Here is a 24,111-nt window from a genome sequence, read left to right as displayed (position 1 = left end):
TATAGCAATCGTTGATGATGAACTGAGCGTTTGGCTCAATGATCGAGATCCTCCAACTGAATATCGTAATAGTTGAAGTTAAGACCAACCTCGAAACCACTGGCAAAGCTCTCTTCGAATGCAAAGCCTGCAGTCAGTGATGTTGAGCTTTCCGGATCAAGATCAATGCCATTGGCGACAACGCCGCCCGATTGAATTTCCACACTGCCAACTTGCAGCGTGCCCAGGTTTTCGTCGTCAATACCAACGCGTGTCGGATCACGTCCTTCGCGTGCGCAGTTATCGAGAATAAACTGATCCCGATCGTCAGTTGCCGCGTTGTAAGCGCCATTGACAAACGCATCATCAGGAACCGCACAGGGATCGAACAGCGTCAGGAAGCCTGTCTGACTGTCAAGGAACAATTCGCGCAGGTTTGGTGCGCGGAAAGATGTGCCGTAGCTGAATTTCAGCAACAACGGAGCAACCGGACGCCAGCCCCCTTTGAGAGAGAAGGTGCCATTGGTTCCGTAGAACTCATCATCGGTCAAACGGCCAGAAAGGTTGATCGAAAGCTCCTCAACCAGCTTTTCTCCAGCAATAAGTGGAACATCAACTTCACCAAACACTTCGCGAACCGTGCGCGAGCCTGTTGCGCCGCTATCGGCGAAGAATGCGAAAAACAGACCGTTCGACGCGACCTCGTTGGGACGCGAATCGATTTCATCTCGGCGCCATTCTGCACCGAGCACAACACCAACAGGGCCTGCAGGCAATTCGAACAGGTCACCTGTTACGAAGCCTGATAGAATGGTTTGTTCGTAGGTTGTATCGAAGGAACGAACACCGAAGAGATAATCACGCTCGGCCTGAGAGATGTCACCAACCGCACCCGTCAACGCACTTGGTGCAAACAAGTTCACAGGCACACACCCTTCGGTCAGTCCTTCAGCGGCAAGTTCTGGGTTTGCCAGACCGGCAACATTGCACTCGCCAATGAACAGTGGGTTTCCGAAGAATCCGAAGACATCGACGTTCTGATCGTAATCGTCGGCAACGCCGTCGCCATTGTTATCGATTACGCCATCGCCGTCATAATCGGCTGTCGGGTCAAGACCCAATGATAGCGCGAGGCGATCTTCACGGATACCGGTGCGGACCGAGCTACCGATCGATCGCGAATAAACGCCTGAGAAATCGAAAGTCCAGCTTGAACCGATAAACGGCAGATCACCGCGTACACCCAGCACGCCGCGATACTGTTCTTGCGTGATATCGACGTTATTCCGGTCGCCCACGATCGCGGTAATCGGCGAAACGGGAAGCGGAAAGCCAGTAGACAATGGCGCTGCCAGATCAGCCACGGGTGTGGTCGATGCCTGCAAAGCGTTGTCTGCAGCCCGGCAATCAACGCCTGTTCCAGTCAGGAAATTACAAGGGTTAAATTGGTTCAGATCAGGAACCGAAGGAAACGCTTGCGGAATACCCGTGTTGGGCAGATCAATTTCGGCGCGGCTGTAGTTCGCTTCGAAATAAGGCGTGATGTTTGCTTCACCGGGGAAGGTGTATTCACCATAGGCAAAAACGTTGATAAGCTCTTGTTGAGAGATGAAAGTCCGGTCTTGGTTTGCCGCGTTCGTGTTCACATTCTGGAAATCGACATCGCGAATGCCATCCCCATCAGTGTCGAGGTCAACACCAGCAAAGTTGGTTGACTCGCCGAAGTTCAGCCCAGGAATGTTCGCAATATTGCCATTGGCAGGGAAATACACCGAACCAAGGCGGGTAAACGGAATGAAGACGCGGCCTGAAATACCCTGGATCTTACATTCGCTTTCCGAAACCGTCACGCCCGGTGTTCGGTTACGAACAATACCGTTATCGCGCAAACCGGTTGTGAGAATGTTGCCGTTCTGATCGATCTCGTAATGCGTGTTACAACCCGACAGGAAGTCGCGATCGCCGATCGTTACCTCGTCACGAAATGCATATTCTGCGCCGATGCCGAAGAAAGCGCGGTCAGTGTTGAAGCCCCAGGCTGCACTGACGACATAATCTTCGCCTGCTCCGCCGGGATTGACGTTGCCGTTGGCCTGCAATTCCAGACCGTCAAAGTCTTTGCGCAGGATGAGGTTACCCACACCGGCAACAGCGTCGGAACCATAAACCGAAGACGCGCCGTCAAGCAGCAGGTCATAACGGTCAACCAGGGTCGATGGGATGAGGTTCAAGGAAGGGTTTGTCGGCGCGCCTTCCACACCAGCGGGCGCGAGACGGCGACCGTTGAGCAGCAGCAGCGTGCGATCTGCACCCAGACCACGAAGGTTCAGTGTTTGCGAACCCGGACCGTTATCAAGCACGAAGCCTTGGAAGGTTGCGTCAATTTGCTGACCTGCCGCGCTTTCAGAACGCTGAAGGATCTGTGCAGGATCAAATGCACCAACCGCCTGCTGGTTTTCAGTGCTGAGCACCTGCAGCGGCGAGATAGACGAATAGGTGTCGCGCACAATCCGCGAGCCTGTCACGGTGATACCGCCTTGCTGGCCCTGCTCTCCGCTGGCGCCAGTCGTGATGTCGACCTGCTCTTCTTCCTCTTCTTCTTGGGCCTCAGGATCGGCGTCCTGCGCGTAAGCGGGCCCGGCGATGACAAATGCAATCGCCGATGCTGAGAAAGCGAGCGCCTTCATAGAATTGGTGTGAAACTTTTTCATGATTACTCCAGTTGCGACAACCGGAACTGTAGCAACGCGCGCTGTCTTCTGTTTTCTATGCGTTTACCCGACGCAAAACGAAAACAGCCCCTGACACCACGCAGCCAAGCCCCTGCGGTGCCGGATTTGTGCAATAGGGAACAATTGATGTCAAAGCGGCGCGTAACGTTTCCGTAATTTTTGCCCCTCTGTTGCGTTAATCCCACATTCACTCAAACAGCTTGGAAATTTTTCACCGGACAGGCTTTCCGCACGTAACAAAAAGAGCGGCCTGCGCGAAACAAACCACTCTTTGTGTCATATTGGGTCTGAGCGCCAACGTCTGCGATGTTGGCTGTTGGCGTGCCGCAAATGCGAGAGAATCGGTTTTGTCCCGCTTACTTCGCGGTCATTTTCAGCTCGCCATCGCCTTCATCAATCGCCAGCGTGGTGCCATCTGCCACTTTGCCTTCGAGCAGCATTTCAGCGAGCGGATCCTGCAAATATCGCTGCACCGCGCGCTTTAACGGACGCGCGCCGTAGACAGGGTCATACCCCACCCTGCCTAGCCATCTGAGCGCCGCATCTGTCAGCTCAAGCGTGATCTTGCGATCATCGAGCAGTTTTTGCACGCGTTTGATCTGGATCGCGACGATGGGGGCCATGTGCTCCATTGCGAGGCGGTGGAACAGGATGATCTCGTCGAGGCGATTGAGGAATTCGGGCCGGAAATGCCCGCGCACCACATCCATCACGCTGTCCTCGACATCCGCGACTTTGCCGTCATCGGGAAGGTTGGAGAGGAACTGGCTCCCAAGGTTCGAGGTGAGGATGATCAGCGTGTTCGAAAAATCGACCACTCTGCCCTGCCCATCAGTAAGACGACCATCATCAAGCACTTGGAGGAGCACGTTGAACACATCGGCGTGCGCTTTTTCCACCTCGTCAAACAGCACCACCTGATACGGACGGCGGCGAACGCTTTCGGTAAGGACGCCGCCTTCGTCATAGCCGACATATCCCGGAGGCGCGCCGATCAGCCGGGCGACGGAATGCTTCTCCATAAATTCCGACATATCAATGCGCACCATCGCGCTGTCATCATCGAACAGGAAGCCGGCAAGCGCTTTGGTCAGTTCGGTTTTACCCACGCCTGTTGGGCCGAGGAACAGGAAGCTGCCCAAGGGCCGCCCAGGATCCTGCAATCCAGCGCGCGCGCGGCGCACGGCTTTGGACACCGCCTCAATCGCAGCCGCTTGGCCGATGACGCGTTTGCCGAGGATGTTCTCCATATCGAGCAGTTTCTCGCGCTCGCCTTCCATCATCTTATCGACGGGAATGCCGGTCCAGCGCGAGACAACGCTGGCGATATCTTCTTCGGTCACTTCCTCGCGCAAGAGCGCATCATCATTCAGGCTTTCTGCCTCTTCGAGTTGCTTTTCGAGGCTGGGGATGGTGCCGTATGAAAGCTCGCCCGCTTTGGCGAGATCGCCGTTCCGTTCGGCCTGCTCCAATTCCAGCCGCGCGGCATCAAGCTGCTCTTTGATCTTGCCTTCGGCATCAATCTTGTCGCGTTCATTCTGCCAGCGCGTGGTGAGTTCGGAGGATTCCTGCTCAAGGTTCGCCAGTTCCTCACGCAATGTGGTGAGCCGGTCACGCGAGGCGCGGTCATCCTCTTTTTCAAGCGCGCTCTCTTCAATCTTCAGCTGGATGATCCGGCGATCAAGCTCGTCGATTTCTTCAGGCTTGCTCTCCACTTCCATGCGGATACGGCTGGCCGCCTCGTCCATAAGGTCGATGGCTTTATCGGGCAGGAAACGGTTCTGGATATAACGGTCGGACAATTTTGCCGCCGCGACAATAGAGCTGTCGGTGATCCGAACGCCGTGGTGCAGCTCGTATTTATCCTTGATCCCGCGCAGGATGCTGATCGTATCCTCAACCGAAGGCTCTTCGATATAGACCGGCTGGAACCGGCGCTGGAGCGCGGGGTCTTTCTCGACATATTTCTGATATTCATCGAGCGTGGTGGCCCCGATGCAATGCAGCTCTCCGCGGCTGAGTGCAGGTTTGAGCAGGTTTGAGGCATCCATGGAGCCTTCAGACGCCCCTGCCCCAATCAGCGTGTGCATCTCGTCGATGAAGAGAATGATCTGCCCATCGGCATTCTTCACTTCATCGAGGACGGATTTCAAACGCTCTTCAAATTCGCCGCGATATTTTGCTCCCGCAATCAGCGAACCCATATCGAGCGACATGAGCGTGCGGCCTTTGAGGCTATCGGGCACATCGCCATTCGCAATACGCAGCGCGAGACCTTCGGCAATGGCGGTCTTACCCGTGCCGGGTTCGCCGATCATGGCAGGATTGTTTTTGGTGCGCCGAGCAAGGATCTGGATCGCGCGGCGGATTTCTTCATCGCGCCCGATCACCGGGTCAAGCTTACCATCACGCGCCGCCTGCGTCAGATCGCGGGCAAACTTCTCCATCGCATCATAGGAACTTTCCGCATTGGCGCTATCGGCGGTGCGCCCGCCGCGCAGAGCTTCAATCGCCGCGTTCAAAGTTTGCGGCGTAATGCTCGCCGCTTTCATCGCATCGCCAGCAGCGCCGGGAGCCATGGCCAGCGCTGTCAAAATGCGCTCCACCGCGACATAGCTGTCGCCTGCCTTATCGGCGAGCTGTTCAGCGCTGTCGAGCACGCGCACGGCATCATTATCAAGACCCGGCGTTTGCTGCGCGCCGCCGCCTGTCACCGCTGGGATTTTCGCAAGACCATCATCGACAGCACTGACGGCCAGCGCCGTTTCACCGCCGGCACGCTGGATCAGGCCAGCGGCCATGCCCTCTTCATCCTCAAGCAAAGCTTTGAGCAAATGCAAAGGCGTAATGCGCTGGTGGTTCATACGAATGGCGACCGTTTGGGCCGATTGCAGGAACCCTTTGGCGCGGTCGGTGAACTTTTCGAGATTCATGGATAGAGACCCCTCATGTGACTTTCCTGACCTATATAGTGTTGCCCATTTGCAACACAAGGCCTTTCCTGATGCTTCTCTCGCGTGTGTTTCATCAACCAAGCCGCAAGCAAGCCGCAAGCATGCCGGTGTGTTACTCAACTAGGTGGGTGACGAAGGCCCGCTTGCCAAGGGGGCAATCCATCGGCACACCCCGGCGCATAAAAGGTTCAGGAGAGATTGATGCGAACATGGCTTGCACGCGGCGCGGCAGCGCTGGTGGTAATTGCGATAGGCGTGTTCGTCGCGCTGGCCACGTGGGAGCCGTTCTTTGCCGAGGAAGCCTCCTATTCACCCGAAAGCTGGACCGAATACCAAGCCGAGATCATCCGCGATGAATACGGCGTGCCGCATATTTACGGCAAGACCGATGCCGATGTCGCCTTTGGCGTAGCGATTGCCCATGCGGAGGATGATTTTTTCACTCTTCAGGATGTGATCGCGATGTCACGCGGGCGCTATGGAGCCATTGCCGGGCAGGATGGCGCAGAGTTCGATTATGTCTACCACCTGCTCGATGCGCGCGGCACCGCGCAGCGCAAGTATCACGGCCTGCCCGGTGACACGCGCGCTTTGTTCGAAGCCTATGCGAGCGGGCTGAACCAATATGCTGAGGAGAACCCGCAAGAGCTGAAACTCGGCAATCTCTTTCCCGTAAATGGCGAAGATGTTGCCGCCGGATTTGTCCTTCGCCAACCGTTCTTCTTTGGCCTTGGCAATGTGATCGCTCCGCTGGTGGCAGGCGAACCGCTCCAGCGCGAATTTGGCCCGGACATTCCGGGTTTCCCGCGCGATGATACCCCAAGAGAAGCTCCATCGCCCGATCAGGCCAATCTGCTCCACCCACTGCCCATGGGCGAAGATGCCGCGCTGCTGGGTTCCAATGCCTGGGCAGTCACACCTGAACGATCCGGCGGGCCAACCACGCTTATCTCCAATTCGCACCAGCCGCTTCGTGGCGGGGTCGCGTGGTATGAATTCAGCGTGGAAAGCGAAGAAGGCTGGCATTTCACCGGCGCCAATTTCCCCGGATCGCCTTTCCCATTCCTCGGCCACAATGAACATCTGGGCTGGACCAACACAGTCAACCGCCCCGACATGACTGATATCTACAAACTCGAAGTCAGCGAAGCGGGCACGCAGTACAAATTGGACGGCGAATGGCGCGATCTGGAGCGCAAAACGGTAACACTTCCGGTAAAGTTTGGCCCCATCACTCTTCCCATCCGGCGCGACGTGCTTCGCAGCGCCCATGGCCCCGTGATCCAGAACGATGATGGCTATTTCGCGGTCCGATATGGCGGGATCGACAATGTCGATCAGCTTGATGCCTATTACCGCATCAACAAGGCGAAAACGCTGGATGAATGGCAGGCGCAAATGGCGCGCATGGCGATCCCTTCGACCAATTTCATCTATGCCGATAAGGAAGGCAATATCGCCTATCTCTACAATGCCAGCATCCCTGACCGGCCCGAAGATATAAAGGTCAATTGGCGCGGTATTTTGGATGGCACCCGATCTGATCTGATCTGGCAAGGCGCGGTGTCCTATGAGGAGATACCCAAGCTCATCAATCCGGCATCTGGCTGGATCTACAACGCCAACAATGAACCTTACACCGCAGCAGGCGAAGGCAGCGATTTGTCGCCTGAGGATTTCTCACCTGTTTTGGGAGTGGAGCGCAAACAGACCAACCGGTCACGCCGCGCCTATAAGCTGATGAGCGCTGTCACAGGCCCGCTGGACCGCGCGGCGCTCGAGCAGATCAAATACGACACTGCCTATGAACGCGAAGGCTATATTGCGCGGCTGTTTGATGAGTTGGAGGCGCTGACCTTCCCGCCGCGTATGAAAGATGCAGGGCCAAGCGGCGGACAGGTGCAAAAGGCCCGCGATCTGCTGCTGAAGTGGGATTTTACCGCTGATGGCAAAGGCCGCGCTGATGCGCTTGCCTATCTGATGATCCGCGATTTCATGTCGTCAGAATATCAGAACCGCAAATGGCCTGATGTCCGCGAAAAACTGGGCGATGCAGCCGGTCATTTGATGGAGCATTTCGGCAGGCTCGACCCGCCATTGTCGGATCTTGTCCGCCTGCGCCAAGGGGACGTTGACCTGCCCTTGGACGGCGGATCAGACACTTTGCGCGCCGCCACCACCTGGGAGATTGACCCCGATGGCCGCGCCAGCCTCGTTCACGGCGACAGCTTTATCCAATGGGTCGAATGGCCCGCACCGGGCAGCGAGGGCGGGCGGGTTTTCTCCCGCTCTATCCAGCCATTCGGCGCTGCCACCACCCGGCCCAAAAGCCCGCATTACACCGATCAGATGCAGCTGTTTGTCGATCACAAGCTTAAGCCTGTGTATTTCTGGCGCGATGATGTGCTGGCCGCGGCAAAGACGCGCAAAACCGTCACCAATGCGCGCTGAGCGGTGCGCAGCCCTCTTTTCATTCATCGACGTGACAGCGCCGTTTGTCGATGGCACACACCGCCCCCTTGACCCGGCGCGCGCGATGCGCTCGCACGGCATCAACCATTCCACCCGTCTCGCAGAACGGAGCCTAGACCACTCATGACTTTCCCATCAGCTTTTAAATCCGCTGGCAAAGCCGCCACAAGCCTGACCGCGCTCGCTGCCGCCATCGCATTGCCCGCTACGCCCGCTTTGGCTGACCACCACAGCGAAACGCCAGCTGAGGCGGCCAATGATGCGGCAACGGGCGATCTTGCGCAGCTGGTTCAGCAAGTCGCCATCCCCTTTGACCGGTTCGAGCTTGAAAATGGCCTCACCGTGATTGTGCACGAAGACCGCAAAGCGCCCATCGTTGGCGTGGCCGTGTGGTACAATGTCGGCTCCAAGGACGAACCCGAAGGGCAGACCGGATTTGCCCATCTGTTTGAACACCTGATGTTCAATGGCTCTGAAAACGCGCCCAATGACTATTTCCAATACCTTCAGGAAATGGGCGCGACCGATTACAACGGCACCACCAATTTTGACCGCACCAATTATTTCCAAACCGTCCCCCGCCCCGCATTGGAGCGCGCGCTTTGGCTGGAAAGCGACCGGATGGGGTATCTGCTGGGCGCGGTCACGCAGGAAAAGCTCGATAATCAGCGCGGCGTTGTCCAGAACGAAAAACGCCAGGGCGATAACCGTCCCGGCGGCCTCGTCTTCTATGAAATCATCGACAAGCTGTATGGCGAAGGCCACCCTTACGGCCATTCGGTGATCGGCTCGATGGCTGATCTTGATGCGGCCAGTATGGATGATGTGCGCAATTGGTTCCGCGACAAATACGGCCCCAACAATGCAACGCTGGTGCTCGCAGGCGATGTGTCGGGCGAAGAAGCGCGTCCGCTGGTTGAAAAGTGGTTCGGAGCTATCAAAAGCGGCCCTGTCAACACGCCAGCGGCGGCGGCGATTGCGCCTCTGGCAGAGCCATCGCGCACAATCATGAAAGATCAGGTGGCGGCCACGCGGCTCACCAAATATTGGCCTGCCCCCGGCAGCAATGATCCCGATGCCTTTGCGCTGGATATGGGCGCGACCGTTTTGGGCGGACTGATTTCCAGCCGCCTTGATCAAGTGCTGGTACGCGAAGAAGAACTCGCCGTCAGCGTCTTTGCTGGCCATGCCGATTTTCAGCGCGTTGGCTGGCTGTCGGTTGGCGCGGTTGTGAAACCGGGTGTTGATGTCGCTGTTCTCGAAGCGCGACTGGATGAACTGATTGCCGATTACCTTGCCACAGGCCCGACGCGCGATGAATTGCAGCGGGCCGCGACCAGCCGTCTTTCGAGCACCATTCGCGGCCTTGAACAAGTCGGCGGTTTCGGCGGCAAAGCGGTGACTTTGGCGCGCGGCGAAGTGCTATCGGATGATCCGGCCTATTACGCCAAGCAATTGAACGCCATCGCCGCGATGACACCAGACAAAGTGCGCGCGGCTTTGGGCAAGTGGATGGATCAGCCCGCTTTCACTCTCGTGCTCGAAAAAGGGGAGCGCGGCGAATATGAAGAAGCCGCCAGCGTTGAAGCTGCGGCCGATGCGCCCGATGCCTCAGAGGCGGCAGACAGTACGCTGTCCGTTTCGCTAGAGCGCCCCGCACCGCCGATTGACACGGTGCCCGCGCTCGATTTCCCCGATGTAGAGCGCGCCACTTTGGCCAATGGGATGAAGGTTACCTATGCGCGCCGCGATGCGGTGCCTGCAACCTATGTCACTATGGAATTTGACGCGGGCAATGCCGCCGACCCTGCTGGCAAGACCGGGCTTGAAGACCTGACTTTGGCTCTGTTTGACGAGGGCACTTCCACTTTAACCTCGCAGCAGATCGCCGAAGAGCGCGAGCGCCTCGGCGTCAGCATTTCCATTGGCGGTTCGTCTGACCGGTCAAGCTTTACGCTGTCGGCGCTGTCGGCAAAGCTTGCCCCATCGCTTGATCTGATGTCGGACATTGTCCGCAACCCTGCGTTCGATCCTCAAGAACTTGAGCGGGTGCGCACGCAGACCCTGACCGGGATCAAGCAGCAATTGCGCGATCCCGCCAGCATCGCGCAGCGCACCATCGCGCCAGAGATTTTCGGCGAAGGCACCGCCTATGGTTCGGTTGCCAGTCTTGAAACCGTTGGCGCGATCACGCGCGATGATTTGCTGGCGTTCAAACAGGCATGGATCAGACCCGATAATGGCGAAGTGTTCGTCATCTCCGACCAGCCGCTTGCCGCAATTGTCGATGCTCTCAACGCAGCATTTGGCGATTGGAGCGCGCCTGATGCGCCCAAGGGAGCCAAAAGCTTTACCGCGCAAGATAAAGCCGCTGGCGATACGGGCCGGATCATCCTCGTAAATCGTCCTGATAGCCCGCAAAGCCGGATTGTCGGTGCGCAATTGACCAAGCTGAATGCAGGGGATCCTGAATACGTTGATTTCACCAATGCCAACAATTCGCTTGGCGGCACGTTTCTCGCGCGGCTCAATATGAACCTGCGGGAGACCAAGGGATGGAGTTACGGCGTGCGCGGCGGGCCGCAGGCACGTGAAAACGCGGTAACCTATTCGATCCGCGGCGGAGTGCAGGCCGATAAGACCGGCGCTTCGATCGCCGAAATGATCCGCGAAACACAAGAATTCCTCACCACCAGCGGCGTGAGCGAGGAAGAACTTGCGCGCAATGTCGCGGCTGAAGTGGGCGAATTGCCGGGACGTTTCGAAACATCAGGCGCGGTTCTGGGCGCGCTGCGCAGCAACGCTCAATTTGGCCGCCCGGATGATTATTACGAGACGCTGGTTGCCAAATATCAGGCGCAAACCCGCGAAAGCCTGGATACAGCGGCGCGCGATGTGCTCGACACAGATGAATTCATCTGGGTCGTTGTGGGCGATGCAGAGCAAGTCAAACCGCAGCTTGAAACGCTTGGCATGCCGATTGAGGTGCGCGAATTGCCCGAAACGGAGTGAGGAAGCGCATCTGGCCGCAAAAAGCTGCTCATATGTGACGTTACGGCTTTGGCAGGGCACGCATTGGCCTTGCCGGAACGCCGCAATGCCGCCCCTGATTGTGGTTGATAGCGGGCCGCACACGTGCCAGAAACAAAGCTGAGTTTCACGGGCGATATCGTCCGCATCGCTCGGCAAAACAAACTGCGGAAACGGGCCAATGCCCGCCGCTTACCCAAGGAGATAATCATGTCTGTTGCAGGAACTTACAACACCACCGTCAAAAGCCCGATGGGCGATCAAACCGGCACTCTCACCATTGTTGACAATGGCGATGGCACTGTCGGCGGCAAGATGGAAGGCGGCATGGGCTCGATGGATATTGAAGAAGGCACCGTGGCTGGCGATACTGTCAAATGGAAAATGAACATGACTGTGCCAATGCCGATGACGCTCGATTGCGAAGCCACTGTCGATGGTGACACCATCACCGGCAATGTGAACGCAGGCGCATTTGGCGCAATGCCAGTGACCGGCACACGCGTCTAAACGCTGCATTGAAAGCATAAGAAAGGGCCGCCCGGTGCAATCCGGGCGGCCTTTTTGTTGTGCTGATTGCGCCTGATGCGCAGGCTTTGCGGCGCTATGAAAGGCCCTTGGGCGGCGCTTTCATAGCGAATTTCGCAGCATGTTCTTCATCCTTGCCGGCAGCAAGCAAAGCGGCTTGATCGACCCAATTGTCCCGGTCAATCCGGCCTTTGATTTTGAGGTACTGATCAACCTCGGCCACATCCGCCGCGCTCCACGCTGCGATCTGGTCAAACCGTTTGACCCCCAGCGAATGGCACAGATCATTCAGTTTCGGCCCGATCCCCTTGATCCGGGTGAGATCATCAGCCGCGCCAACAGCCGCCGCGATCTTGGGCTTGCCCTCTTCGGCCTGCACGGGCGCTGCGGCCATGACGGGCGCTGGCTTGGGTTCAGGCGCGGGTTCGGGCTTTGGCTCTGGCTGAGCCGCAACCGGTTCCGGCTCAGGTGGTGGCGGCGGTGGTGGCGGTGGCGGCGGCGGCGCAGTGCGCACCGGCTCCGCTTCTGCCTCAGCGCCAGCCGAAAGCCGCGCCCAAATCCACCAGCCTGTTGCAAATCCGATGACCAATGCGGCCAGCATACGCAGCGGGTTATCCATAAACAGTTCAATCATTTTCCAAACCCTCCCGCTTTCAATTCCGGCCCCAGATCAGCCATGCAAGGCCAACCCCGACTAAGAACATCGCGATCACAAGGATCCAGCTTTCAAAAAACAATCCCATACTATTCGCTCCCCCTTTTACTCGTCTGACGCGAGCGTAAATTCAATTCTACGATTGGCTTCGTTTGCCCCGTCACCTTCGACGAGAGGCTGGTCTGATCCATACCCTTTCGCCGTAATGCGCGCCTCGCCCACTCCGCGTTCAGCCAGAGCGGCGGCGACAGCATCGGCGCGCGCCTGGCTCAAGGTTTGGTTGATCTGCGCCGAACCTGTCGCATCGGTATGTCCGCCAACGGCCACGCTCATCCCCGTGCATGTGGCGAGCTTTTCAGCCAGACCATCCACGATCGCAAGCGAGCTGTCCGGCAAATAGGCGCTGCCCGAACGGAAATTGATCGTTTTACCGTCCATGAAAGCATCAATATCGCCTTGGCAGTCTGCAACCTGCGCGGCGCTTGCACCGCTTACAGCATCAGCATCGCTTGCAGCAGAGGGTGTTTCGCTCGCGCTTTTATCGCTATCTGCGCCATCCGCCTCGCCGCCCGCCAAAGCGGCGCCATCAGCCCAGCGCACTCCCGCCAGATTGGCATCGCTCGCCATGAGAGCTTTTTCGATTTTCGCCCGCTCAGCCGGGTCATCCACGCCGCGCAGCACCGCGATGCGCGCTAAAGGGTCGCGCTGCATTTCCATTTCAACGCCGGCAAAGCCGCCTGCCGCCAGAGCTGTTTTGGTATCGCTTTCGATCCCGTCAATATAGCTTGCGCCCGATGCGGCGTGCGTGCCCCATGCAAGACAGGTCGCCAGCGCCGCGCCAATCGCGAATTTCACCGTTCCATTCATGGTATATCCCCCGTGATCCGCATGCAGGCTCGCAAAGGATATGGTAAACGGCAAGTAAATTCTTATGCAGTACCGAAAGGCTGGCAGCGCGCGCGGCAATCGCGGGGGAGCTTTGATGGCCTGCCCGCGCGTTGCTTTTACTGCTTTGCAAGGCGGCCCCATATTCGCTTGGGCCCATTCTTTGATCGCTCAAAATTGTGCAAGTAACCCATTGAAAGCGATCAATCTCTTATGCTAGCCAATTCAGACCGGAGGGTATCCGGCCGATCGTAGAATCTGTTTGAAATTGAATTTGGGGCGGGAAATGAAAACGAAATTCGTGATTTTGTGCGCGGCTGCGCATGCATGCCTGGCGATGCCTGCGATGGCACAGGATAGCGCGGTAAACGCGGCAAAGGCCGCGGAAGAAGCTGCAGAAGCGGTGGCAGATGCGGCCGCAGACAAAATGAAGGCTGATGCGGAAGCGGTGGCCTCGGATGCCATTGCAGCGGCGGAAAAACCCGCCCCGTGCGAACTGCACGTCTACCCCACCATCGAAGGGCAAGCGCAAAATATCGGCCTGTTCGGCCCCGGCCTGATCAATGAAGCAATCAACAAGGACAAGAACGTCTCAAACGCGGAATATATGCGCGAAGCGCTCAGTCCGCGTTTTCAGGTGGAGGCATTTCAATCCATTGATGTCGCTGATGCAGTTGGCATGCCCGAAGGCACCGAAGTGATCTATCAAGTGCCCATTGCAGACCGCGATATCACGACCAAAGTCAAAACCCGGCTCAGCGACAGCACGCATGAATGCTATGCCGAATTGATCGTCACGCAGAACCTTTATCAGAAAAAGATGATCTATGGCCGGTCGCTCAACAACCGTTTTATCTTCAAGGATTTCCGCGGCGGCGTTGAAAAGGCGCGGCTGATCAAAGGGCGCGGCGGTAATGGCCTGTCGAAATTCCCGCCCAAAACCGTGGAAGACCGCCCCGAAGCGGATGCAGATCTGCGGCAGGCTTTGCTGGCGAACTTCGAAGAATATGCCAAGCGTTTCAAGTAAGCGGCGAGCTATAGCCGCGCGCCTCGCGATCTGCGCGTTTGCGGCCAGCGGGGTTGCTGCCAGTTATATTATGCCTGCCATCGCCCGGCCTGCGGCGGCGCAGGCTGAATATTTCATCGCTGAAAGTGACCGCACGGTTGAACCTGCACGGCCCGCAGCGGTGATCCTGGCGCAAGAGGAGCTTGCGACCAGTATTGAGCTGGGCCGTATCCTTGTAGGCGAAGGCGGCCTGCTGGGCGCTCTAACTGACCGCACACCCGAAACGCTCGCCCAGAACGCAGCGGTGAAAGCACACCGATTTGCAAAGCCTCTGCGCAGCGCGCTGGCCAGTTTTGATGCTGGCCCGCTTGCTTTGTCTGCCACCAATCAGGCGCTGGCCGAGGTGATCTGGTTCGCTGAGCCGCCGACGCAGGTTCTGTCGGGCACATCCATGGCGCTCACATCGGGCGATCCCGCCGCGATTGATGGCGACAGCACGGTCAGCATGACATTCGCCATGGGGTCATTCGATGAAGAGGCGAATGACACGGTTGGCGCGCTCACTTGGGGTAAGGAACGCGAGCGGCTCGAAACGCAATTTGCCGCCGCCCATCCGCAGGCAAGCGAAATTGCGGTGCTCAGCTGGCGGTATCAATTGTCCGCAGATTTCACCAATGTGCAGGTCATTGTCGATGTCACCATCCGCAAACCCGGCACGGCTGCGCGGATATACAAGCAGCAATTGCTCAGCATCGTAAAGCTTCGCCGCCCCAGTTTTGTAGAGGAAGACAACGTGGCGATCTGGGCGGCCAATGATGGCGCTTTGGCTCGCACCGCGATTGAAATGGCGTTTGAGCGTGCAGGCGAAGTGCTGCCGTCGATCCTGTCGCTAACGGGCGCGCAATACGCTGCGGCGACCGACAAGAAAAGCGATGTGACTGCCACGGCAGCCGGCTTTCACGGGCCGCAATTGCTGCGCGATGACAAGGGCGCTGTCTTCCATGCGCGCGACGGCGATCAGCGCCTGCGCGCCTTTGTCGCGGTGCAGACGATCCGCAATTGATCGCATGCGGGGCAAAGGGCGGGGTTAGCCCAGCTTGTCCTTAAGCAGCTGGTTGACCACGCCGGGATTCGCTTTGCCTTGCATCGCTTTCATGGTCTGACCAACGAAAAAGCCGAACAGCTTATCCTTGCCGCCTTTATATTGCTCAACCTTGTCGGCATTGCTGGCCAGGATATTGTCAATCGCCGCCTCAATCGCGCCCGTGTCTGAAACCTGTTTCAGCCCCTCTGTGTCAGCGATTTCATCGGGTTCGCGGCCTGTTCTTAGAACCAGTTCAAAGATTTCCTTGGCCTGCTTGCCGCTGATTTCGCCTTTGTCCTGCATCGCGAGGATCGCTGCCTGACGCTCTGCCGTGGCGCGCGCGGGGTCGGTTTCTTCCGGAAAATTTTCTCGCGCCGATTTAATCACACCGGGAGCCACCGAAAGCGCCCAATTGGCAACCTGCGTTGCAACTTTGGTTTCCGGTTTGCCCATTGCAGCCGCCACCGTTCCCAGCAGCGTTTCAAACCGCGCAAAGGTTTCCACTTCGGCAGTCAATTCGCGCGCATTGTAAGGCGTTAGACCCAGCTCGGTTTCATACCGCACCCGTTTGGCATCGGGCAGTTCGGGAAGGCTGGCGCGGCATTCGGCCAGAAAGTCATCCTCCAGCACGAGCGGTAACAGATCAGGATCGGGAAAATAGCGATAATCATGCGCGTCTTCCTTGGACCGCATGGTGCGCGTGGTGCCGGTCGCGACATCGAACAGGCGCGTTTCCTGATCAACGCTGCCGCCGCTTTCAATCAGATCGACCTGGCGCGCGGCCTCATATTCGATCACCGCCATAACGAAGCGGACCGAGTTCACGTTCTTGGTTTCGGTGCGCGTGCCAAGCTCGCTGTCACCCACCTTGCGCACAGAGACGTTCACATCTGCGCGCATGGAGCCTTCCTCCATATTGCCATCGCAGCTGCCGACATAGCGCAGGATAGATCGCAATTTGCGCACATAAGCGCCCGCTTCGGCTGGCGATGTCATATCGGGGCGGGAGACGATTTCCATCAAGGCAACGCCCGAGCGGTTGAGGTCAACATAGGACATGGTGGGATGCTGATCGTGCATCAGCTTGCCCGCATCTTGCTCCACATGGATACGCTCAATCCCGATCACTTTGTCTTCGGGGATGCCGTGCTTTTCATCCGCCTCAATCAGCAATTGCCCTTCGCCCACAATCGGGTGGTAAAGCTGGCTGATCTGATAGCCTTGCGGCAAATCGGCATAGAAGTAGTTCTTGCGGTCAAAACGCGACCACGCGTTGATCTCAGCCTCAATCGCCATACCGGTGCGCACGGCCTGACGGATGCATTCGCGGTTGGGCACGGGCAGCATTCCGGGCATGGCCGCATCGACCAGAGAAACCTGGCTGTTGGGCTCTGCGCCAAAAGTGGTGGACGCGCCGGAGAACAATTTTGACCGGGTGGTGATCTGCGCATGCACTTCAAGGCCGATCACGACCTCCCATTCACCGGTTTGTCCTTGGATGCGGTATTCAGTCATTTTCTAATCCCAACAAATGGTCTTCGATTGATTTCAATTCAGTCTTGCACAAGTCGTCGAACTTATTTGCCCCAGTTATCGAGATTTCTTCCAAAAAAAGCAGCGAGGTATCCCGATACTGCGGGTATTCCTTCAGTTCTCGAAGATATACCATCATCGTAGGCCCGTTGAACTTGCCGTCCTCTTCCGACTTAAACAGAAGGTCGTTGAAGGCCTTCATGAGTTCGGCGTAATCGTGGACAAGAATTTGACGCTTTGGAGGCTTTGTGAACTTCTGCTGTTGGTAGAGCACCACGATAGTCAGGCCGGTCATTATCCAAAACGGCAAAGCCATTCCAAAGACAATTAATCCTAACGCAGCCAACTCAAAAGTTGTCACTGTGGCTTCCTTTTGTAGCGACCGCTCATGTGTCCCGCTCGTCTTTGGAAATTGGCTCACCTGTCTCGCTGTCAAAGCGCGCTTCGCCAGCGTCAATTGTCTTGGAAAGATACATCGCAAACCCCGCCAAAAGGACGAAGCACACCATGAATATGGTCGCGTAGATGATCTCTCCGGTCATTTCTTCACGTCGCTCACGACCTCAATACCATAGTCCGACACGGCATCCACGCAGATGGTTTCTGTCGCAGTATCACAGCCAATATAGACGATCGAGCCTTGAACACAGACGTATCCAGAATCACTCGCAGACAATGGGCCATAGTCGAGTATCTCAAAATGCTTGTCCCTCAACTCGGGTAAGGCAAAAATTCGAGACCTAGCCTTGAAGCCACAAATCTCATGCATTTTCCGGTCATCGGCCCTTGATACGTCAAACCCAAGAACTGGACGTTCGTGAGCGTGTGAACAAGCGACGAGCACAGCAGAAGCAGACAAGAGCATCACGGCGAGGTTTGGTGCCACACTACCACCACTTCTCCGGCGCCGCTTCAAACCCCGCGCGCTGCTGGATCGCCAAGCCAGCATCCAGCACACCCTGCTCATCAAAAGCCTTGCCCACCAGTTGCAAGCCCAACGGCAAACCATCAGGGTTCACGCCAGCAGGCACGCTCATCGCAGGCAGTCCCGCCAGCGACGCAGGCACCGCAAACACATCGTTCAGATACATCGTCAGCGGATCATCATTAAGGCTACCCAAAGGAAACGACGCGGTGGGCGTTGTCGGGGCGAGGATCAGATCGCACTGCTCCCATGCCCGGTCAAAATCGCGCGCAACCAGCGCCCGCACCTTTTGCGCCTGCGTGTAATACGCATCGTAAAAGCCAGCCGACAGCACATAGGTGCCGATCAAAATGCGGCGTTTTACCTCATCGCCAAAACCTGCAGCGCGCGTTGCGGCGTACATGTCTTGCAGGCCGGCGCGTTCATTGTCTTTTTGGCTCGGCATCTCGCGCAGGCCATAACGCACCCCGTCATAGCGCGCGAGGTTTGATGACGCCTCGGCTGGCGCGATGATATAGTAAGCGGGCAGCGCGTATTTGGTGTGCGGCAGCGAGATATCGACAATCTCAGCGCCCGCATCTTTCAGCATCGCCTTGCCCTGTTCCCAGCTTTCCAGAATGGCGGCATCGGTGCCGTCCATCCGGTATTCTTTGGGAATGCCAATGCGTTTGCCATTCAGGTCCGCTGACAAGGCAGCTTCCCAATCGGGCACCGCGATATCAAGCGAGGTCGCATCCTTGGGATCGTGCCCGGCCATTGCGCCCAGCATAATCGCGCAATCCTCCACCGAACGCGCCATCGGCCCTGCCTGATCGAGCGAGGAGGCAAACGCCACCACACCCCAGCGCGAACAACGCCCGTAAGTCGGCTTGATCCCGCAAATCCCGGCAAAGGCAGCGGGCTGACGGATCGAACCGCCTGTATCCGTGCCCGTAGCCGCAGGTGCAATGCGCGCAGAAACCGCGCTGGATGAACCGCCCGATGATCCGCCGGGCGACATCGCCGCATTCGAACCCTCCTTGCGCCACGGGGATTTCACATTGCCAAAATAGCTCGTTTCGTTCGAGGAACCCATGGCGAACTGGTCCAGGTTCAGCTTGCCCAGCATCCCCGCGCCCGCATCCCACAGATTTTGCGAAACGGTGCTTTCGTAGTGCGGGGTGAAGCCTTCGAGGATGTGGCTGGCCGCCGTTGTCTGCACGCCGTGGGTCGCGAACAGGTCTTTCATACCAATCGGCACGCCGCCCATTGCGCCCAATGCCTCGCCTTTGGCGCGTTTGGCATCGACCGCATCCGCGCTGGCAAGCGCGTGATCCGGGGTGGCGACGATGAAGGCGTTCAAAGCGCTGGCCGCCTCGACCGCCGCATTGAAGCTTTCAGCAACCTCGCGCGCGGTGAAATCGCCAGAGGCGACGCCATCGCGGATATCTTTTACGCCGAGTTCAGTTAGGTCAGTCATACCGTTTGTGAGTCCCCGCGCAGGCGGGGACCTCTGTCCGCTCGCTCCGCACTATATTGATGGAGGCACCCGTCTTTGCGGGGGCTCGCATTGTGTGGAAAGAAAATCACTCAATCACCTTGGGCACGCCGTAAAATCCGTGTTCAGCCGCAGGCGCATTGGCGAGCACATCGTCGCGCCGCCCGCCGCCGGTTTTCGGATCAGCGTCCACCACATCATCGCGCAAAGTCAGCTTGTCAGCGATCACGGCCGCCATCGGCTCAACCTCGCTCACGTCAACTTCGCCCAATTGTTCGACCCAATTGAGAATATTGTTCAATTCCGGCACCATCCGTTCAAGCTCGGCATCATCCATAGTGATCCGCGCGAGCTTGGCGATTTTGGCGACGTCTTTCTTGTCTACCGACACAATTGCGCCTTTCGATAGGAAGTTACGGTATAAATAAGGCCGGTTTACGGACCCGGTGAACGCACAGCAGGGCCAGCAGGCGGCGGCCCCTGCGGCGCACCTTGCGGGGGGACCACCTTGCGGGCCGCCTTGTGGGCCACCTTGTGGGCCTCCGGGGCCGCCCAAACCTTCGGGGTTCTGCGCCTGAATGGCCTGCTGCATGATGCTGATGCGGCTTTGCAATTGTTCTTCATTGAAGAAATCAACCACTTCAACATCGAAAATCAGATCGGCATTGGCAGGGATGTCGCTTCCCGGAGGGGGCGATGCGCCATAGGCCATGCTGGCGGGGATGAAGAGCTTGTATTTGCCGCCCTTTTGCATCTGCAGAAGACCTTCGAAAAAGCCATCCACCACTGCGCCTTCGCGAACTTCGAACGCGGTGCCTTCGGGGAAAATGCCGGGGATCGGCAATTGTTCAGGCTTCCATTTGTCAAATTCTTCGCCCGTATCGGCCAAAGTGCCGGTGTATTTCACAAAGGCCAGATCGCCTTCTTCGATCAGGTCGCCCTCACCCTCAACCAACGTTTCCACTTTAAGCGTCTTGGGAACCGCTGCCCAAGCGACTGCACCGCCGATCAGCACCGCCAGAAGCACGCCAAGCCACAATTTGGTGAGCGATCCGCTGGCAATGGGCTGGATCGGAACGCGGGTAACTTCTGCCATTATACAATCCTGGTGAGGGGTGATGCCTGGTGAGGGGTGATGCGCCATAACAAAAGGGCGCGGAATGATACCGCGCCCTAATGGCTTATCCTAAAGGAGCGTTCAAGCGGATTCCCGCCCAAACCGAGGCATTATTTGATGCCGTCGCGCTCCATCCGCTTACGCTCAAGCTTGCGTGCGCGGCGCACGGCAGCAGCTTTTTCACGAGCGCGCTTTTCGCTGGGCTTTTCATAGTGACGACGCAATTTCATCTCGCGATAGACGCCTTCACGCTGAAGTTTCTTCTTCAGAGCGCGCAGGGCTTGATCGACATTGTTATCGCGAACCATGATTTGCATAAACGGACACTACCTTACTTTTCAAAAGCGAAAGAGGCCCCAAATTGCGAGGCATCACGCATGAGATTGACGCTAAAAAAGCCGCGAATCCCCGCAGGGTCGCGCTTCGAATGGTGCCCCATTAAGGGACTTGGGGCGATTTGGCAAGGAGCAGCGCCAATCAATTGCCGCGCGCGCTGTATTCCTTGCTCTAGGCAGGGCGAGTGCGCCTCGCTAAAGGCGCAAGGATGAGCGTCGCTATCCAATCTCCACTTATCGCATCGGCCTATGTCGCCATGGGCGGCGCTGCAGGCGCAGTTGCGCGCTATCTTCTGGGCGGCGCTATTGCCCGCTGGACGGGGCCGGAGGCCGGCTTTCCCTGGGCAATTCTGTGCATCAATGTGCTGGGCAGTCTGGCAATGGGAGTGCTGATTGGCTGGCTCGCGCGCTTTGGCGAGAGCGCTGAAAATGTGCGCCTTGCTGTGGGCGTGGGGCTGCTGGGCGGGTTCACCACTTTTAGCGCCTTCAGCCTCGAAATTGTGGTTTTGCTGCAACGCGGAGCCTTTGGACCCGCAGCGGCTTACATAGCGGTATCGGTGCTTGGCGGCATCGCGGCCTTGATGCTGGGCTTTGCCCTTATGGGAGAAGCTCCATGACTGATAAACAATCCGGCAAAGTGCGCCAGTTCACCGTTTCCGGCGATGATGAGGGCATAAGGCTTGATCGCTGGTTCAAACGCAATCTGCCGCAGATCGGTTTTGCCACCATATCGCGCTGGGCGCGCACGGGTCAGGTGCGCCTCGATGGCAAACGCGCAAAGCCCGAAGATCGCCTTGCCGCAGGACAGGTTCTGCGCGTGCCCCCCGGCGGAGAAGCCAAGCCCGGCGGCAAGGCCCCGCGCAAACCGCGCGAGCTTTCCGCTGACGATATCGCGCAGGCGCGCGCCATGGTGATCCGCGAAACGCCATCCGCAATTGTGCTGAACAAGCCCCCCGGCCTTGCCACCCAAGGCGGCAGCAAACAAACCCGGCATGTCGACGGGCTGCTCGATGCTTTTGTCGAAGACGAAGACACACCCCGCCCCCGCCTCGTCCACCGTTTGGACAAAGACACATCGGGCGTGCTGCTGATTGCCAAAACCCCCGGCAGCGCGGCGAGCTATTCCAAACGCTTTGCCGGACGCAGCGCGCGCAAAGTGTATTGGGCGCTGGTCGTGGGGCGGCCTGAGGTAAAGGAAGGCACAATCGATGCTCCGCTGGCCAAACAGCCGGGCACGGGCGGCGAAAAAATGCATGTCGATGAAGAAGACGGCGCACCGGCCAAGACCCGTTACCGGATTGTGGACCGCGCCTCTGACCGCGCGAGCTGGGTTGAGCTTGAACCGCTGACCGGGCGCACGCACCAATTGCGCGTGCATATGGCCGCTATTGGCCATCCGATTGTGGGCGATGGGAAATATGGCGGCCCGGATGCCTTCCTGACAGGCGCGATCAGCCGCAAAATGCACTTGCATGCGCGCCGCCTGATTATTGGGACACCCGAACGCAAAACCGGAAGCGAAACGGGCGGCGGCAAGCTGGATGTCACCGCAGACCTGCCCGAACATTTCGCCGCCTCGATGGAGGCTTTGGGCTTTGATCCTGCTGACAGCGATGCCTCACCCGTGCGCGATGAAGCGCCTGAACGCACCCCTGCGCAAAAGAAACAGGCCGCACGCCAATACGCCAAGCAATATCGCAAAGACCGCCGAGGCGAACGCCGCACCCGCGCGACGTCCGCCGGGTCAGCGAGGAAGAAAGCCAAAGCGAAAGCCAAGCCCAAGGGTCGCGGCAAATGACCCGCCTTGCCATTTTTGATTGCGATGGGACGCTGGTGGATGGGCAGGCGGATGTGTGCTTTTCCATGGATGCGGCATTTGGCAAAGCTGGCCTGCCCGCGCCCGACGCCAATGCCGTGCGCCGTTTGGTGGGGCTGAGCCTGCCTGTCGCGGTGCGCGAACTTGCACCGGGCGCAGATGATCAAAAACTGCGCGATGTTGTCACCCATTTCAAAACGATCTTCCGCGCCCGCCGCGAAGAAGGGCTCCTTGATGAGCCGCTTTATGATGGCATTGCAGACCTGCTCCATGCTTTAAAATCCGCCGGATGGAACCTTGCGGTGGCGACCGGCAAATCGGATCGGGGCCTTGCCGCGTGCCTTGCCACCCACGGCATCGCCGATCTGTTTACGTCGCTGCAAACCGCAGATCGTCACCCTTCCAAACCCCATCCCGCCATGATCGAAGCGGCTTTGTTCGAAGCCGGCGCGCAGCCGGGCCAAGCGGTGATGATTGGCGACACCAGTTTCGATATGGAAGCCGCGCGCGCTGCCAATGTGCCTGCCATCGGGGTCGCATGGGGCTATCACGCGCCTGCTGAATTGAGCGAATTTGGCGCGGGACAGATTGCACGCGATATAAGCGAATTGGGCGAGATGCTGCTGGGGGCCAAAGCGTGAGCGCGCCTGATCCTGCCACCCGGGCCGCCGATGAAAAGCGTGCGGGCCAGCGATTTGCGTTGATGAACGCGCTGCGGCTTGGTTCGCTTATCGCAGTCATGGCGGGTATTGCCGGGGCGCAAGACGCGATCCCGCTGCCCTATGCGCTGTCCGTTATTCTCGCCTTGGCAGGCGTTGCCGGGTTTTTCTTTGGCCCGCCGCTTTTGGCCCGGCGGTTTAAGGCAGCGGATGCGCTGCGCAGACCATGAAACGGTTTTACACAAACGTGGATGTCGCCGAGGTTGAGAGCGGCTGGCAGGTGCAGCTTGACGGGCGCGGGATCAAAACCGTCAAAGGCAGCGCGCAGATCGTGCCGACTCGCAGGCTTGCGGGCAAACTGGCGAGCGAATGGGAAAGCCAGGGCGAAAAACTGGACCCTGCCACCTTTCCAATGCGCGATATGGCCGATTACGCGATTGACGTGGTCACGCATGCCATCCCCGATATCGCCGCCAAAACCGCCAGCTATGGCGACACCGACACGCTGCTTTACCGCGCGGACCCGGATGAAGCGCTTTACAGCCGCCAGATGGAGCTGTGGGAGCCGATTGTCTCCGCGTTCGAGAAACGCGAGCAGATCACTCTCACCCGGATCAGCGGGGTTTTGCACAAACCGCAGAGCGATGCCGCTTTGACGCATCTGCGTGGGCGTTTGGAGGGGCAGACCCCATTTGCGCTTGCCGGGATTGAGGCGATGGCGAGCCTTTGTGCATCCTTGATCTGCGCGCTGAGCGCGGCTGATGGCGCTTTAGACCCAGGCGATCTGTGGCAAGCGGCAAGCCTTGAAGAAGAATGGCAGGCGGATCTGTGGGGCCGCGATGAGGAAGCGGAAGAACGCCGCGAAAAACGCGCACGCGATTTTTTAACCGCGCATGATTTTGTCGAGGCCTCGAAAGGCTGAAA

20 protein-coding genes and 1 pseudogene are annotated in these 24,111 nt (G+C 58.1%); 10 read left to right on the top strand and 11 right to left on the bottom strand.

The window, feature by feature from the left end; genetic code table 11:
- Positions 1-35: 35 nt before the first annotated feature.
- Both AC0V6L_RS09985 and clpB read right to left on the bottom strand, forming a co-directional pair.
- A complete protein-coding gene (locus AC0V6L_RS09985; RefSeq protein ID WP_486154106.1) occupies positions 36-2,690 on the bottom strand; it encodes a TonB-dependent receptor in 2,655 nt (884 codons plus the stop codon).
- A gap of 377 nt (positions 2,691-3,067) precedes the next feature.
- Entirely contained in the window at positions 3,068-5,644 is a 2,577-nt protein-coding gene (clpB, locus tag AC0V6L_RS09980) for an ATP-dependent chaperone ClpB (protein WP_486154105.1), read from the bottom strand.
- A gap of 222 nt (positions 5,645-5,866) precedes the next feature.
- Between clpB and AC0V6L_RS09975 the strand changes: the two genes are divergently transcribed.
- From AC0V6L_RS09975 to AC0V6L_RS09965, 3 genes are all read left to right on the top strand, one after another.
- The gene (locus tag AC0V6L_RS09975) at positions 5,867-8,116 is read left to right on the top strand and encodes an acylase (protein WP_486154104.1); all 2,250 of its coding nucleotides are present in this window, start codon (positions 5,867-5,869) and stop codon (positions 8,114-8,116) included.
- Between the two features lie 144 nt (positions 8,117-8,260).
- Positions 8,261-11,149, top strand: coding sequence for a M16 family metallopeptidase (locus tag AC0V6L_RS09970; RefSeq protein WP_486154103.1), 2,889 nt, complete (start codon positions 8,261-8,263; stop codon positions 11,147-11,149).
- Positions 11,150-11,377: 228 nt separating this feature from the next.
- A complete protein-coding gene (locus tag AC0V6L_RS09965; RefSeq protein WP_486150352.1) occupies positions 11,378-11,677 on the top strand; it encodes a hypothetical protein in 300 nt (99 codons plus the stop codon).
- 94 nt (positions 11,678-11,771) lie between these two features.
- Here the strand turns inward: AC0V6L_RS09965 and AC0V6L_RS09960 are convergent, their stop codons facing one another.
- Both AC0V6L_RS09960 and AC0V6L_RS09955 read right to left on the bottom strand, forming a co-directional pair.
- Positions 11,772-12,329 carry a hypothetical protein gene (locus tag AC0V6L_RS09960; protein ID WP_486154101.1) on the bottom strand — a complete coding sequence of 186 codons (558 nt, stop codon included), beginning with the start codon at positions 12,327-12,329 and terminating at the stop codon, positions 11,772-11,774.
- Between the two features lie 126 nt (positions 12,330-12,455).
- Positions 12,456-13,217 (bottom strand): OmpA family protein, encoded by a 762-nt coding sequence (locus AC0V6L_RS09955; protein WP_486154100.1) that lies wholly within the window; start codon positions 13,215-13,217, stop codon positions 12,456-12,458.
- A 304-nt stretch (positions 13,218-13,521) separates the two neighbouring features.
- Here AC0V6L_RS09955 and AC0V6L_RS09950 point away from each other — a divergent pair, with 304 nt between their 5' ends.
- A complete protein-coding gene (locus AC0V6L_RS09950) occupies positions 13,522-14,262 on the top strand; it encodes a hypothetical protein (protein ID WP_486154099.1) in 741 nt (246 codons plus the stop codon).
- A 70-nt stretch (positions 14,263-14,332) separates the two neighbouring features.
- Positions 14,333-15,304, top strand: coding sequence for a hypothetical protein (locus AC0V6L_RS09945; RefSeq protein ID WP_486154098.1), 972 nt, complete (start codon positions 14,333-14,335; stop codon positions 15,302-15,304).
- A 24-nt stretch (positions 15,305-15,328) separates the two neighbouring features.
- On the opposite strand, the gene gatB is transcribed toward AC0V6L_RS09945, so the two are convergent.
- The 7 genes and pseudogenes from gatB to rpsU all read right to left on the bottom strand — a co-directional run bounded on the left by gatB (position 15,329) and on the right by rpsU (position 20,694).
- Complete coding sequence (gene gatB, locus AC0V6L_RS09940; RefSeq protein ID WP_486154097.1) at positions 15,329-16,840, bottom strand: Asp-tRNA(Asn)/Glu-tRNA(Gln) amidotransferase subunit GatB; 1,512 nt, start codon at positions 16,838-16,840, stop codon at positions 15,329-15,331.
- Entirely contained in the window at positions 16,833-17,219 is a 387-nt protein-coding gene (locus AC0V6L_RS09935; protein ID WP_486154096.1) for a hypothetical protein, read from the bottom strand. The genes gatB and AC0V6L_RS09935 overlap by 8 nt, the downstream gene beginning before the upstream one ends.
- 25 nt (positions 17,220-17,244) lie before the next feature.
- Positions 17,245-17,400 (bottom strand): hypothetical protein, encoded by a 156-nt coding sequence (locus AC0V6L_RS09930; protein WP_486154095.1) that lies wholly within the window; start codon positions 17,398-17,400, stop codon positions 17,245-17,247.
- A 345-nt stretch (positions 17,401-17,745) separates the two neighbouring features.
- Positions 17,746-19,242, bottom strand: a complete 1,497-nt coding sequence (gene gatA, locus AC0V6L_RS09925; protein WP_486154094.1) for an Asp-tRNA(Asn)/Glu-tRNA(Gln) amidotransferase subunit GatA — start codon at positions 19,240-19,242, stop codon at positions 17,746-17,748.
- Positions 19,243-19,348: 106 nt separating this feature from the next.
- The gene (gene gatC / locus AC0V6L_RS09920; RefSeq protein ID WP_486155101.1) at positions 19,349-19,651 is read right to left on the bottom strand and encodes an Asp-tRNA(Asn)/Glu-tRNA(Gln) amidotransferase subunit GatC; all 303 of its coding nucleotides are present in this window, start codon (positions 19,649-19,651) and stop codon (positions 19,349-19,351) included.
- 303 nt (positions 19,652-19,954) lie between these two features.
- A pseudogene (locus tag AC0V6L_RS09915) lies at positions 19,955-20,356 on the bottom strand (FKBP-type peptidyl-prolyl cis-trans isomerase); the annotation flags it as partial.
- Positions 20,357-20,487: 131 nt separating this feature from the next.
- Positions 20,488-20,694: a 30S ribosomal protein S21 gene (gene rpsU, locus AC0V6L_RS09910; RefSeq protein WP_006834591.1), complete on the bottom strand. Its 207-nt coding sequence runs from the start codon at positions 20,692-20,694 to the stop codon at positions 20,488-20,490.
- A 227-nt stretch (positions 20,695-20,921) separates the two neighbouring features.
- On the opposite strand from rpsU, the gene crcB reads away from it, so the two are divergent.
- The 5 genes from crcB to AC0V6L_RS09885 are packed head-to-tail and all read left to right on the top strand — an operon-like array spanning position 20,922 to position 24,109.
- Entirely contained in the window at positions 20,922-21,329 is a 408-nt protein-coding gene (gene crcB / locus AC0V6L_RS09905; protein WP_486154093.1) for a fluoride efflux transporter CrcB, read from the top strand.
- Positions 21,326-22,510, top strand: a complete 1,185-nt coding sequence (locus AC0V6L_RS09900) for an RluA family pseudouridine synthase (RefSeq protein ID WP_486154092.1) — start codon at positions 21,326-21,328, stop codon at positions 22,508-22,510. The genes crcB and AC0V6L_RS09900 overlap by 4 nt, the downstream gene beginning before the upstream one ends.
- On the top strand, positions 22,507-23,169 hold the full coding sequence (locus AC0V6L_RS09895) for an HAD-IA family hydrolase (RefSeq protein WP_486154091.1): 663 nt from the start codon (positions 22,507-22,509) through the stop codon (positions 23,167-23,169). Before AC0V6L_RS09900 ends, AC0V6L_RS09895 begins: the two co-directional genes overlap by 4 nt.
- Positions 23,166-23,417 carry a hypothetical protein gene (locus tag AC0V6L_RS09890; RefSeq protein WP_486154090.1) on the top strand — a complete coding sequence of 84 codons (252 nt, stop codon included), beginning with the start codon at positions 23,166-23,168 and terminating at the stop codon, positions 23,415-23,417. Before AC0V6L_RS09895 ends, AC0V6L_RS09890 begins: the two co-directional genes overlap by 4 nt.
- Complete coding sequence (locus AC0V6L_RS09885) at positions 23,414-24,109, top strand: ATP12 family chaperone protein (protein WP_486154089.1); 696 nt, start codon at positions 23,414-23,416, stop codon at positions 24,107-24,109. Before AC0V6L_RS09890 ends, AC0V6L_RS09885 begins: the two co-directional genes overlap by 4 nt.
- The last annotated feature ends 2 nt before the right edge of the window (positions 24,110-24,111 follow it).

Source organism: Erythrobacter sp. JB1-15 (assembly GCF_057365035.1).
This window is presented reverse-complemented; position numbering and strand designations above follow the sequence as displayed.

Bases quoted from the DNA above. Each gene is read 5' to 3' on its own strand.
- AC0V6L_RS09985 (WP_486154106.1), bottom strand. From the start codon at position 2,690: ATGAAAAAGTTTCACACCAATTCTATGAAGGCGCTCGCTTTCTCAGCA.
- clpB (WP_486154105.1), bottom strand. From the start codon at position 5,644: ATGAATCTCGAAAAGTTCACCGACCGCGCCAAAGGGTTCCTGCAATCG.
- AC0V6L_RS09975 (WP_486154104.1), top strand. From the start codon at position 5,867: ATGCGAACATGGCTTGCACGCGGCGCGGCAGCGCTGGTGGTAATTGCG.
- AC0V6L_RS09970 (WP_486154103.1), top strand. From the start codon at position 8,261: ATGACTTTCCCATCAGCTTTTAAATCCGCTGGCAAAGCCGCCACAAGC.
- AC0V6L_RS09965 (WP_486150352.1), top strand. From the start codon at position 11,378: ATGTCTGTTGCAGGAACTTACAACACCACCGTCAAAAGCCCGATGGGC.
- AC0V6L_RS09960 (WP_486154101.1), bottom strand. From the start codon at position 12,329: ATGATTGAACTGTTTATGGATAACCCGCTGCGTATGCTGGCCGCATTG.
- AC0V6L_RS09955 (WP_486154100.1), bottom strand. From the start codon at position 13,217: ATGAATGGAACGGTGAAATTCGCGATTGGCGCGGCGCTGGCGACCTGT.
- AC0V6L_RS09950 (WP_486154099.1), top strand. From the start codon at position 13,522: ATGAAAACGAAATTCGTGATTTTGTGCGCGGCTGCGCATGCATGCCTG.
- AC0V6L_RS09945 (WP_486154098.1), top strand. From the start codon at position 14,333: ATGCCTGCCATCGCCCGGCCTGCGGCGGCGCAGGCTGAATATTTCATC.
- gatB (WP_486154097.1), bottom strand. From the start codon at position 16,840: ATGACTGAATACCGCATCCAAGGACAAACCGGTGAATGGGAGGTCGTG.
- AC0V6L_RS09930 (WP_486154095.1), bottom strand. From the start codon at position 17,400: ATGACCGGAGAGATCATCTACGCGACCATATTCATGGTGTGCTTCGTC.
- gatA (WP_486154094.1), bottom strand. From the start codon at position 19,242: ATGACTGACCTAACTGAACTCGGCGTAAAAGATATCCGCGATGGCGTC.
- rpsU (WP_006834591.1), bottom strand. From the start codon at position 20,694: ATGCAAATCATGGTTCGCGATAACAATGTCGATCAAGCCCTGCGCGCT.
- crcB (WP_486154093.1), top strand. From the start codon at position 20,922: ATGAGCGTCGCTATCCAATCTCCACTTATCGCATCGGCCTATGTCGCC.
- AC0V6L_RS09900 (WP_486154092.1), top strand. From the start codon at position 21,326: ATGACTGATAAACAATCCGGCAAAGTGCGCCAGTTCACCGTTTCCGGC.
- AC0V6L_RS09895 (WP_486154091.1), top strand. From the start codon at position 22,507: ATGACCCGCCTTGCCATTTTTGATTGCGATGGGACGCTGGTGGATGGG.
- AC0V6L_RS09885 (WP_486154089.1), top strand. From the start codon at position 23,414: ATGAAACGGTTTTACACAAACGTGGATGTCGCCGAGGTTGAGAGCGGC.